Here is an 11,420-nt window from a genome sequence, read left to right on the forward strand (position 1 = left end):
TGGACGCATGACGCCAAACCCTGTTAACGGCGCGCAAACTGCCGGCTTAAAGCAGAGGAAAACGATTGGCGCGAATGGTCGGCATCAGCCGCGTTCCTGCGCGATATCCATGATCTGGCGACGCAGCCATGCATGGGCAGGTGCGTCGTGCGTTCGCTCGTGCCAGATCATGGACGGGGAGATCGCGTCCAGGTCCAGCGGCAACTCGATGATTTCGAGCGGCGCGCCGGCCGCCATGCGCTCCGCCAGACGCCTCGGCAGCGTGAGCACCAGGTGGCTCGCGGCCACGATCATCGGCGCGACGAGGAAATGGGGCAGGCGCACCGCTATCGTTCGACTCAGGCCCAGCCGGGCCAGCGCAGTGTCCACCAGCGTGCTCCCCTGGCCCGTGATGGTCACCAGCACGTGCGACAGCGCAGCGAAGCGCTCCGGCGTCAGCTCGACGGACAGGATCGGGTGGCCGCGGCGGACGACGCAGACCATGTCCTCGTCATACAGCTTGCGGCGATAGAAGCCCGCGGACAGGATGTCGTCGGCGTACACGCCCAGCGCAAGGTCCGCCTCACCCCGCGCGATGGTCTCCACGTTGTTGCGGCGCGGGGTCGGGATCTCCAGCGTCACGCCGGGAGCGGCCTGCTCCAGCCGCGCGACCAGGCCGGGCATCATCATCAGCGCCATGTGATCGATGCTGGCGATCTTGAAGTGGTGTCGCGCGGTGGCCGGATCGAACACCGCGGGCGCGACGATATTGCGCACGTCTTCCAGCAGCCGCTCGACGATCGGCGCCAGCGCGAGCGCCCTCGGCGTGGACTCCAGCCCTTTCGGCGTGCGCACGACCACGCGATCCTTGAGCAACTCGCGCAGCCGGCCCAGCGCGCGGCTGGCAGCCGGCTGGCTCAAGCCGAGCCGGGCGCCGGCGCGCGTGACGCTGCGCTCGTCGAGCAGCGCGCCGAGGAATTTCAGCAGGTTCAGGTCGACCGAACGAAGATCCACTTCATGCATGGAGAAGATGCTACCCATGCATTTGAGAAATGACAACGCGAAACTTATGATGATTCTCACCAAAACCTTGGAACGGTGGTGAGAAACATGACTTACGTTGTCACTGGAGTCACGGGACGGACCGGCGCGGTTGCCGCTCGCACGCTGCTGGCCGCTGGCGAGCGCGTGCGGGTGGTGGTGCGGAATCCGGCTCACAGCGAGGGCTGGGAGCGCCTGGGCGCGGAGGTAGCCGTGGCCGACCTGACCGACGCACAGGTCTTGACCCGAGCTTTCGAGGGCGCCCGCGGTGTCTACCTGGTCAGCCCTCCGAGCTATGCGCTGGAGGATATCTACCGCTACGTGGAGCGGGTCGCCGACGCGGCCGCGCAGGCCTCAGATGCGGCGCGCCTGCCGAAGCTCGTGCTGCTGTCCTCGGTTGGCGCGGACCAGGCGAGCGGCATCGGGGTGATCGCGAACAACCGGACGATGGAACAGCGCCTCGGCCGACTGGACATTCCGATGGCCTTTCTGCGGGCCGCCTATTTCATGGAAAACTGGACCGGGATGGTCGACGCCGTACTGAATGAAGGGATCTTGCCCAGCTTCCTCGCGCCGCTCGACCGCGCGATCCCGATGGTGGCCACGCGGGATATCGGCCGGGTGGCGGCCGAGACCTTGCGCGAAGACTGGAGCGGCACCAGGACCGTGGCGCTGGAAGGGCCTGCACAATACAGTCCGAACGAGATTGCCGCCGCCTTCGAACAGGCGCTCGGGCGCCCGGTCCGGGCCGTCATCGTCGAAGAATCTTCGTGGCGCGACGCGCTCGCGCAGGGCGGCCGGTTCTCCGAAACGGCGCTCGCCGGATTCATCGAGATGACCCGCTCCCTCAACAGCGGGCACATCAGCTTTGCCAGCGACACGGGCACCGCCCATGTGGCGGGAAACGTGCCGTTTTCAGAGGTTGCGCGAGTGCTGCTCGGCCTGCGCCCGGCCGCGTGACCTCCCGCCCGGCCCGGCGCCGGCCTCCGTGGCCCGCCGGTCCGGCGCTCCCCGTTCTTCCGGAGTCTTGAAGTGAAACCCTATCTCGCAATCGGCGTCCTCGCCGGGTTGGCCATGGCGGCCCCGGCATTCGCCACGCCAGCCACGCCCGCCACGCCTTTCGCAGCACCCGAACCCCAATCCACCGTCCTGCAGCAGCTCCCGGGCGTCTACCGCTTCGCTCTCGGCGATGCCAGGATCACCGCGCTGTCCGATGGATCGGTGGACCTGGATCTGCACAAGCTGCTGCGCGGCGCCAACCGGGCCCGCATCGATGCGCTGCTCCGGCATGCGTATCTGCAGAACCCTGTCCGCACGTCAATCAACGTCTTTCTGATCGAAAGCGGCGGGCGCCGCATCCTGGTCGATACGGGCAGCGGCACGCTGTTCGGCGGCCCTTCCGGCCGGCTGATCGAGAGCCTTGCCGCAGCAGGCATCGGCCCTGATCAGATCGACGACATCCTGCTCACCCACGTCCACATCGATCATATCGGCGGCCTGGCCAGCGACGGGAAACCCGTTTTTCCGAATGCGACCGTCCATGTCGGCCAGCCGGACGTGGAGTTCTATTTGTCTGCCCCGGCGCCGTCGCATGCCCACGCCGATGCGAAGGCGTCGGCGATCGCGGCAAGGATGCTGCAGCCTTACGCGGATCAGGGCAAGCTCAAGCCATTTTCGGGATCGGAGGAGATTCTGCCGGAGATCGTCGGCGCGGTGCATCCGGGCCATACGCCGGGCAGCGCCATCTACACGCTTGAGAGCCGGGGGCAGAAGATCCGCTTCATTGGCGACGCGATTCATTCGCTCGTGCAGTTTGCCGATCCTTCGATCACCGTTGCATTCGATACGGATTCCGGGCTGGCCGAGGGGGTGCGTGAAGACGCTTTCGCGCAAGCCGCGTCCACGCGCGAATGGATTGCCGCGCCTCACCTGCCCTTCCCCGGCATCGGACATATCCGTCGGGCCGACGCCGGCTACGATTGGGTGCCCGTCAGCTACGAGGATCGTCCGCTGGCGTTGCTGCCTGCGCAGAAGTAGCCGACCCGCGCCGGAACCGGATCCTGGTTCCGCTCTCGCAGCTGCTGCCGCGCCAGCCCGAGCGCAGCGCGCGCAGCCAGCTGTATCGGCCGGCCGATCATGAATCGCCGCGCAAGAACGCAACCACCACGACACCGCACCCGACTTCATTTCGTTCACCGAAGAGATTCGCACCCGTGACCGTCCTGAGCCACACTTCAACGATCGTGGTTCGCCCCGCCGTGCCGCTAGAGGCAACGTCTCCCGCCGACGCGATCGATCCGACAGGCCGACCGCTATCGTTCAATGGCTTGCAACTCGATCGGACAGGGCAAACGAAAAACCCCTTGATCCTTCCGGATCAAGGGGCTTCGTATTTTGGCGGAGAGGGTGGGATTCGAACCCACGGTACGGGGAAACCGTACGCCTGATTTCGAGTCAGGTACATTCGACCACTCTGCCACCTCTCCTTCCTTACTGCATTTCGCGGTTGGTCGTTTCCGCGAAAGAGAATATTATAGAACGATCTCTTCGAAACTGCCAAGCCCTTTTTGCAAATTTTTTTACGAGGGCTTCGGACGCTTGCCGACGCGCGATCTTACGACGCCTGTGCCGGCGCGTCGATGCGCTCCAGACCGCCCATGTACGGACGCAGCGCGTCGGGCACCGTGACCGAGCCGTCGGCGTTCTGGTAGTTCTCCAGCACGGCAACCAGCGTGCGACCGACCGCGAGGCCCGAGCCGTTCAGCGTGTGCACGAGTTCCGGCTTGCCCTGCGCGTTACGGAAGCGCGCCTGCATCCGGCGCGCCTGGAACGCCTCGGTATTCGAGCAGCTCGAGATCTCGCGATACGTGTTCTGCGCGGGCAGCCACACTTCGAGGTCGAACGTCTTCGCGGCCGAGAAACCCATGTCGCCCGTGCACAGCGTGATCACGCGGTACGGCAGGCCGAGCTTCTGCAGGATCGCTTCCGCATGGCCGACCATCTCGTCGAGCGCCGCATACGACGTGTCCGGCGCGACGACCTGCACCATCTCGACCTTGTCGAACTGGTGCTGGCGAATCATCCCGCGCGTGTCGCGGCCGTACGAACCGGCTTCCGAACGGAAACACGGCGAATGCGCGGTCAGCTTGATCGGCAGCGCGGACCCTTCGACGATCGACTCGCGCACGGTGTTCGTCAGCGAGATCTCGGACGTGGAGATCAGGTATTGCGTGACCTTGTTCTCCTCACCGCCCTTCTCGACGCGGAACATGTCGTCCGCGAACTTCGGCAGCTGGCCCGTGCCGTACAGGATCTCGGGGTTCACGATGTACGGCGTGTACGTCTCCGTATAGCCGTGCTGCTGCGTGTGCGTGTCGATCATGAACTGCGCGAGCGCACGGTGCAGGCGCGCGATCGAGCCGCGCAGCATCGTGAAACGCGCGCCGGCGAGCTTCGCACCGGTTTCGAAATCGAGGCCGAGCGGCGTGCCGACGTCGACGTGATCCTTCACCTCGAAGTCGAACTGGCGCGGCGTGCCCCAGCGGCGCACTTCGACGTTGCCGCTTTCGTCGTTGCCGACCGGCACGCTTTCATGCGCGACGTTCGGCATGCCCAGCATCAGGTCGGACAGGCGCGACTGGATCTCGCCGAGCTTCACTTCCGACGCCTTCATTTCATCGCCGATGCCGCCGACTTCGGCCATCACCGCCGACGTGTCCTCGCCCTTCCCCTTCATCGCGCCGATCTGCTTCGACAGGCTGTTGCGGCGGGCCTGGAGCTCTTCGGTACGGGTCTGGATCGCACGGCGTTCCGCTTCGAGCGCGGAGAACGCAGCGACGTCGAGGGTGTAGCCGCGATCGGCGAGGCGCTTCGCGACGCCGTCGAGGTCTTTGCGCAGCAACTGGATGTCGAGCATGGGAGGACTGGAAATTCGTTGTGTAAGACGGGAATTCTAACGCACCGCGCGCCCGCCACGGCGTCGGCCTGATGGACGATGCCGCAAACGGGCGCCGCGTGGCAGTATCGCATTGCCGGGACGACACTGGAGATCAGATGGCCATTGAACTGGACAAGGATGTGCGCGACCGCGCGATCGCGTCGCTGCAACGCTATTTCACCGAAAACATGGACGAGCCGATCGGCAACATCCAGGCTGGTGCGCTGCTTCACTTCTTCGTCGAGGAAATCGCGCCGGCCATCTACAACCTCGCGATCGCCGACGCCCAGGAGCGCCTGCATGCGCGCATCGCCGAACTCGACATCGAGTGTCACGAGGAGCCATTCGGCTACTGGAAGAAGCAGCCGGTACGCAAGCGCTGACTCTGGCAGCCGGCACCGGGGCGGGGCCGGGCCCTGCCCTGCCCTGCCGTAACAGTCGCTAAGCCTTCTTGCCCGCCTCGCGGTCGAGCTCGCGCAGCCACGCAAGCTTGTCGGCGATCTTCGATTCGAGCCCGCGCGGCACCGGCTGGTACCAGCGCGGCTCGCGCATGCCGTCCGGCAGATAGGTCTCGCCGGCCGCGTATGCATTCGGCTCGTCGTGCGCGTAACGGTACGCGTGGCCGTAGCCGAGTTCCTTCATCAGCTTGGTCGGCGCGTTGCGCAGGTGCACGGGCACCTCGCGCGACTTGTCCTGCTTCACGAACGCCATCGCCTGGTTGAACGCGTTGTAGCCCGCGTTGCTCTTCGCCGCGCACGCGAGATAGATCACCGCCTGGCCAAGCGCCAGCTCGCCTTCGGGCGAGCCTAGCCGCTCGTAGGTCTCGGCTGCGTCGTTCGCGATCTGCAGCGCGCGCGGGTCGGCCAGGCCGATGTCTTCCCACGCCATTCGCACGATCCGCCGCGCGAGATACTTCGGGTCCGCGCCGCCATCGATCATCCGGCAGAACCAGTACAGCGCGCCGTCCGGGCTCGAGCCGCGCACCGACTTGTGCAGCGCCGAGATCTGGTCGTAGAAGTTGTCGCCGCCCTTGTCGAAGCGGCGCGCGTTCAGCGTCATCGCGCTGCTGACGAAATCGGCGTCGATCGTCGCGACGCCGGCCGACGTGGCCGCCGTCTGCGCCTGCTCGAGCAGGTTCAGGAAGCGCCGCGCGTCGCCGTCCGCATAGCCGACCAGCGTGTCGATCGCCTTGTCGTCGAACGCGAGGCCGTCGAGCGCGATCTCCTGCGCGCGCGTCAGCAGCTGGCGCATCTCGTCGTCGTTCAGCGACTGCAGCACGTACACCTGCGCACGCGACAACAGCGCCGAATTGACCTCGAAGCTCGGGTTCTCGGTCGTCGCGCCGATGAAGGTCACGAGCCCCGACTCGACGAACGGCAGCAGTGCGTCCTGCTGCCCCTTGTTGAAACGGTGGATTTCGTCGACGAACAGGATCGTGTGGCGGCCGGTGCGGTTCAGAGTGTCCTTCGCCTGCTCCATCGACTCGCGGATATCCTTCACGCCGCCGAGCACGGCCGACAGCGCGATGAACTCGCAGTCGAACGCGAGCGCGGTGAGCCGCGCGAGCGTCGTCTTGCCGACGCCGGGCGGCCCCCAGAGGATCATCGAATGCGGCTTGCCCGATTCAAACGCGAGCCGCAGTGGCTTGCCTTCGCCCAACAAATGCGTCTGGCCGATCACCTCGGCGAGCGTCTTCGGCCGCAGCGCCTCGGCGAGCGGCCGGCGCGGCTCGACTTGAAACAGGTCGGACATGAACCCTCGCTCCACATCAAACGGTGGCGGCCGAATACGGCCGCCGGACCCGACATTATGACAGCCGCGCGACGGCCCCGCCGCGCCTGGTGCCCGCGCCTGGTGCCCGCGCCTGGAAACGACACGGGCCTGCCGTTGTCGGCAGGCCCGTCGGGAAACAGCGGCGCGCGGCGCCGGTCAGCCGGTGATCACGTCGGCGCCCTTCGGCACGACGAACTTGAACGTGTCCGACTTCAGCGGCGGGTTGGTCTGGATGTTCGTGAACGTCAGCAGCGTGACGTTGCCGAACACGTCATGCAGCTCCATCGCGGCGAGCGTGCCGTTCCGGAAGCCAATGCCGATCCGCTGGAACTGCGTGTCCTGCGCCTTCGGCAGCATCTCGAGCCACTCGATGCCGCCCTTCTCGCCCGCATCGCGCAGCGTGTAGTTCTTGTCGAGGTCGTTGCTGCCGAACAGGATCGCGGCCGGGCTCGCGCCCAGCGCGCCGGTGAGCTTGCGCTCGGTGACCTGGTTCAGGTCGCGGTCGTACACGTACAGCTTCTCGCCGTCGGCCTGCAGCACCTGCTGGTATGGCTTCTGGTAGGTCCAGATGAACTTGCCTGGTCGCGCGAACACGAACGTGCCGCTCGAATTGTCGGTGGGCTTCGGCGCCGCCTGCACGGCGCTCGCGCCCTTGCTCGGCGCCTTGACAATCTGCTGCGTGAATTCGCCCTTCGCCGAACGCACCTGCGACACGAAGGCCTTCAGTTGCTCGGTGCCGCCCGCGAACACCTGCGTCGCCGCGAGCATCAGCGATGCACCGGCGAGCGCCGCGCCGAGCCAGCGCCGCGTCGAACGAAGGGAATGGGCGAACGGATGTTGCTGCATGGTGCGGTTTTCTCCCTGGGTGGCCGGCGTGACGCGCGCCGCGGACTCATTCCGCGTCGCGGGCCGGCACAAGAATTTCGCGGTTGCCGCTCGACGACATCGCCGACACGAGCCCCGACTGCTCCATCTGCTCGAGCAGCCGCGCCGCGCGGTTGTAGCCGATCCGCAGGTGGCGCTGCACGAGCGAGATCGACGCGCGGCGGTTCTTGATGACGATCTCGACCGCCTGGTCGTATAGCGGATCAGACTCGCCGCCGCCTTCGCCGGTTCCCGCGCCGGCCGAGCCCTCGTCGCCGTCGGCGGTGCCGCCTTCGAGCAGGCCTTCGATATAGTTCGGCTCGCCCTGCTCCTTGAGCTTGTCGACGACGCGATGCACTTCGTCGTCGGCGACGAACGCGCCGTGCACGCGCACCGGCAGCCCGCTGCCGGGCGGCAGGTACAGCATGTCGCCCATCCCGAGCAGCGATTCGGCGCCCATCTGGTCGAGAATCGTGCGCGAGTCGATCTTCGACGACACCTGGAACGCGATCCGCGTCGGCACGTTCGCCTTGATGAGGCCCGTGATCACGTCGACCGACGGACGCTGCGTCGCGAGAATCAGGTGGATACCCGCCGCGCGCGCCTTCTGCGCGATCCGCGCAATCAGCTCCTCGACCTTCTTGCCGACGACCATCATCAGGTCGGCGAGCTCGTCGATCACGACGACGATGTTCGGCAGCCGGCCGAGCGGCTCCGGATCCTCGGGCGTCAGGCTGAACGGGTTCGGAATCTTCTCCTCGCGCTTCGCCGCTTCGTCGATCTTGTTGTTGTAGCCCGCGAGGTTGCGCACGCCGAGCTTGCTCATCAGCTTGTAGCGGCGCTCCATCTCGGCGACCGTCCAGTTGAGCGCGTTGCCTGCCTGGCGCATGTCGGTGACGACCGGACACAGCAGATGCGGAATGCCTTCGTAGACGCTCATTTCGAGCATCTTCGGATCGATCAGGATCAGGCGCACCTGCTCGGCGCTCGCTTTATACAGCAGCGACAGGATCATCGCGTTGATCCCGACCGACTTGCCCGAACCGGTCGTGCCGGCGACGAGCAGGTGCGGCATCTTCGCGAGGTCCGCACATACCGGCTTGCCGCCGATGTCCTTGCCGAGGCTGAGCGTGAGCGCCGACGGCGCGGCCGCGTACACCTCGGAGCCGATGATCTCGGACAGGTGCACGGTCTGGCGGCGCTGGTTCGGCAGCTCGAGCGCCATGTAATTCTTGCCGGGAATCGTCTCGACGACGCGGATCGACACGAGCGACAGCGAGCGGGCGAGATCCTTCGCGAGGTTCACGATCTGGCTGCCCTTCACGCCGGTCGCCGGCTCGATCTCGTAGCGCGTGACGACGGGGCCCGGATACGCGGCAACGACGCTCGCCTCGACGCCGAAATCCTTCAGCTTCTTCTCGATCAGGCGCGACGTGAATTCGAGCGTGTCGGCGGAGATCGCTTCCTGCGCCTTCGGCGCCGGGTCGAGCAGCGAGACCGGCGGCAGCGTCGAATCGCCGGGCAGGTCGGTGAAGAGCGGCACCTGGCGCTCCTTCTCGACGCGCTCGGACTTTGCCGGCGTGACGACCGGCGGCACGATCGTCACCGGCTCGTGATCCTCGATCCGCACGCGCTCTTCCTCGACCTTGCCTTCGCGGCGCACGGCCGCGGCCTCGCCGAGCTTGCGGTCGCGCTCGGCCTCGCGGCGCAGCTTCGCGACGTTGACGGCCGACAGGATCGCGCCGCCGACGCGCTCGGACACCGATAGCCACGAGAAGCGGAAATACAGCGACAGCCCGATCGCGAGCGCGATCAGCAGCGCGAGCGTGCCGCCCGTGAAGCCGAACGCGTGCGACATCGCGCCTGCGACCGCCTCGCCGACGACGCCGCCCGGCGCGCGCGGCAGTTGCACCTTCAGCGACCACATGCGCAGTGCCTCGATGCCGTCGGACGCGAGCAGCACGAGCACGAACGACAGCACCTCGGTCAGCCAGCCGATCGGCCGCTCGGGCTCGTCGGCCAGCGTTTCGTGGCGGGTGATGCGGCGGTAGTTGGCGGCGATGCGCCGCCCGAGCGGCACGATCAGCCAGTAGGCCGACAGGCCGAACAGCAGCAGCACGATGTCGGCCGTCCACGCGCCGACGCGGCCCGCCCAGTTCGAGATGTGATCGACCTGCGCCGCGTGCGTCCAGCTCGGGTCGCGGCGACTGTAGCTCAACAGGGCCATCACCAGATATGCGCAGAGCGCGACCTGGAGAATCCAGCGGATCTCCGTGAGGAGCTTCGACATCCGGTGCGGCAACGCCTGTGCCTGAGCGGAATAAGGAGCTTTTGCCATGAATGCGTATAAAGAAGACGGGCCGCGCATGCTGCGCGCCCGTCAATCGTTCGATCCCGCTTATTGTAAACGCAGCGCTGCCCGCCCAAGTGTAAATGACGGTTACATGGGGCCGCCCGCACGAAACGCTATCGCCGCGATTGAAACTCTCGTTCGGCAGCGCAGCAACAGGGCCTTTATAATGCGCGTCTGATACCCATCTACGCTGGCATCCCGGTCAACCCCGACCGTCCGGCGCGCTCACCCCGCCCGCCGCGGCCGCCTTTTACGGATTTCGCACATGTCCACGCCCAAACACGCCAAAGTCCTGATTCTCGGTTCCGGCCCCGCCGGCTATACGGCTGCCGTCTACGCGGCGCGCGCCAACCTGTCCCCGGTGCTGATCACCGGCATCGCGCAGGGTGGCCAGCTGATGACCACGACCGACGTCGAAAACTGGCCGGCGGACGCGAAGGGCGTGCAGGGTCCCGAGCTGATGCAGCGCTTCCTCGAGCACGCGGAACGCTTCAACACCGAGATCCTGTTCGACCACATCCACACGACGAAGCTGCACGAGAAGCCGATCCGCCTGATCGGCGACGCCGGCGAATACACGTGCGACGCGCTGATCATCGCGACCGGCGCATCGGCGCAATACCTCGGCCTGCCGTCCGAGGAAGCGTTCATGGGCAAGGGCGTGTCGGCCTGCGCGACCTGCGACGGCTTCTTCTATCGCGGCCAGAACGTCGCGGTGATCGGCGGCGGCAACACCGCGGTCGAGGAAGCGCTGTACCTGACCGGCATCGCGAACAAGGTCACCGTGATCCACCGCCGCGACAAGTTCCGCGCGGAGCCGATCCTCGTCGACCGCCTGCTCGAGAAGGAAAAGGAAGGCAAGGTCGAGATCAAGTGGAACCACACGCTCGACGAAGTGACGGGCGAGGATTCGGGCGTAACGGGCCTGCGCATCAAGCACGTGCAGACCGGCGCGACGGAAGATCTCGCGGTGCAGGGCCTGTTCGTCGCGATCGGCCACAAGCCGAACACGGACATCTTCCAGGGCCAGCTCGAGATGAAGGACGGCTACATCCTGACGAAGAGCGGCCTGCAAGGCAATGCGACGTCGACGAGCGTGCCGGGCGTGTTCGCCGCGGGCGACGTGCAGGACAACATCTACCGCCAGGCGATCACCAGCGCGGGCACCGGCTGCATGGCCGCGCTCGACGCGCAGCGCTACCTCGAGACCCTGCACGACCACAAGTAAGCCTCTAAGCAAACGGCACGGCGGGCGCTACAATGGCGTCCGCTGCCGCGACGCAGGCCTGCCGAAAAGCCGCTGCCGACGCAGCGGCTTTTTTGTACCCGCGCGCCCCGCGCGTCATTTGCCTTGCGTGTGTGAATCATGGCGAAGAATCAGCCCCATCCGAGCGATCCCGCGAAGCGGCAGGTCGCCACCCGTCCCCAGCAACCCGCCCCGGCCGCGCCGCCGGCGCCCGAGCCCGCCGCGCT

The 11,420-nt window shown here is 66.5% G+C and carries 9 protein-coding genes and 1 tRNA gene; 4 read left to right on the plus strand and 6 right to left on the minus strand.

Annotated features, from left to right (window positions below; all coding sequences use genetic code 11):
* Positions 1-84 precede the first annotated feature (84 nt).
* On the minus strand, positions 85-1,002 hold the full coding sequence (locus G3N94_RS15125) for a LysR family transcriptional regulator (protein ID WP_205793291.1): 918 nt from the start codon (positions 1,000-1,002) through the stop codon (positions 85-87).
* An 87-nt stretch (positions 1,003-1,089) separates the two neighbouring features.
* Between G3N94_RS15125 and G3N94_RS15130 the strand changes: the two genes are divergently transcribed.
* Both G3N94_RS15130 and G3N94_RS15135 read left to right on the plus strand, forming a co-directional pair.
* A complete protein-coding gene (locus tag G3N94_RS15130) occupies positions 1,090-1,980 on the plus strand; it encodes an NmrA family NAD(P)-binding protein (protein WP_205793293.1) in 891 nt (296 codons plus the stop codon).
* Positions 1,981-2,052: 72 nt separating this feature from the next.
* Positions 2,053-3,057: an MBL fold metallo-hydrolase gene (locus G3N94_RS15135; protein WP_205793295.1), complete on the plus strand. Its 1,005-nt coding sequence runs from the start codon at positions 2,053-2,055 to the stop codon at positions 3,055-3,057.
* Positions 3,058-3,415: 358 nt separating this feature from the next.
* On the opposite strand, the gene G3N94_RS15140 is transcribed toward G3N94_RS15135, so the two are convergent.
* Together G3N94_RS15140 and serS are read right to left on the minus strand one after the other, a co-directional pair.
* Positions 3,416-3,506: transfer RNA gene (locus tag G3N94_RS15140), tRNA-Ser, on the minus strand.
* A gap of 128 nt (positions 3,507-3,634) precedes the next feature.
* Entirely contained in the window at positions 3,635-4,936 is a 1,302-nt protein-coding gene (gene serS, locus G3N94_RS15145; protein WP_205793297.1) for a serine--tRNA ligase, read from the minus strand.
* Positions 4,937-5,073: 137 nt separating this feature from the next.
* Between serS and G3N94_RS15150 the strand changes: the two genes are divergently transcribed.
* Entirely contained in the window at positions 5,074-5,340 is a 267-nt protein-coding gene (locus tag G3N94_RS15150; protein ID WP_205793298.1) for a DUF2164 domain-containing protein, read from the plus strand.
* Between the two features lie 58 nt (positions 5,341-5,398).
* On the opposite strand, the gene G3N94_RS15155 is transcribed toward G3N94_RS15150, so the two are convergent.
* The 3 genes from G3N94_RS15155 to G3N94_RS15165 form a co-directional block, all read right to left on the minus strand.
* Positions 5,399-6,709 carry a replication-associated recombination protein A gene (locus G3N94_RS15155; protein ID WP_205793299.1) on the minus strand — a complete coding sequence of 437 codons (1,311 nt, stop codon included), beginning with the start codon at positions 6,707-6,709 and terminating at the stop codon, positions 5,399-5,401.
* Positions 6,710-6,886: 177 nt separating this feature from the next.
* Complete coding sequence (lolA, locus tag G3N94_RS15160; protein WP_205793300.1) at positions 6,887-7,576, minus strand: outer membrane lipoprotein chaperone LolA; 690 nt, start codon at positions 7,574-7,576, stop codon at positions 6,887-6,889.
* Positions 7,577-7,622: 46 nt separating this feature from the next.
* Entirely contained in the window at positions 7,623-9,932 is a 2,310-nt protein-coding gene (locus G3N94_RS15165; protein ID WP_205793301.1) for a DNA translocase FtsK, read from the minus strand.
* Positions 9,933-10,212: 280 nt separating this feature from the next.
* Here G3N94_RS15165 and trxB point away from each other — a divergent pair, with 280 nt between their 5' ends.
* Positions 10,213-11,175 carry a thioredoxin-disulfide reductase gene (gene trxB, locus G3N94_RS15170; RefSeq protein ID WP_205793302.1) on the plus strand — a complete coding sequence of 321 codons (963 nt, stop codon included), beginning with the start codon at positions 10,213-10,215 and terminating at the stop codon, positions 11,173-11,175.
* Positions 11,176-11,420: the final 245 nt, after the last annotated feature.

This window comes from Burkholderia sp. Ac-20353, assembly GCF_017104785.1.
Taxonomy (GTDB): domain Bacteria; phylum Pseudomonadota; class Gammaproteobacteria; order Burkholderiales; family Burkholderiaceae; genus Burkholderia.

Coding starts and splice junctions, on each gene's coding strand:
- G3N94_RS15150 (WP_205793298.1), top strand. CDS start 5,074: ATGGCCATTGAACTGGACAAGGATGTGCGCGACCGCGCGATCGCGTCG.
- G3N94_RS15125 (WP_205793291.1), bottom strand. CDS start 1,002: ATGCATGAAGTGGATCTTCGTTCGGTCGACCTGAACCTGCTGAAATTC.
- trxB (WP_205793302.1), top strand. CDS start 10,213: ATGTCCACGCCCAAACACGCCAAAGTCCTGATTCTCGGTTCCGGCCCC.
- G3N94_RS15130 (WP_205793293.1), top strand. CDS start 1,090: ATGACTTACGTTGTCACTGGAGTCACGGGACGGACCGGCGCGGTTGCC.
- serS (WP_205793297.1), bottom strand. CDS start 4,936: ATGCTCGACATCCAGTTGCTGCGCAAAGACCTCGACGGCGTCGCGAAG.
- G3N94_RS15155 (WP_205793299.1), bottom strand. CDS start 6,709: ATGTCCGACCTGTTTCAAGTCGAGCCGCGCCGGCCGCTCGCCGAGGCG.
- G3N94_RS15165 (WP_205793301.1), bottom strand. CDS start 9,932: ATGGCAAAAGCTCCTTATTCCGCTCAGGCACAGGCGTTGCCGCACCGG.
- lolA (WP_205793300.1), bottom strand. CDS start 7,576: ATGCAGCAACATCCGTTCGCCCATTCCCTTCGTTCGACGCGGCGCTGG.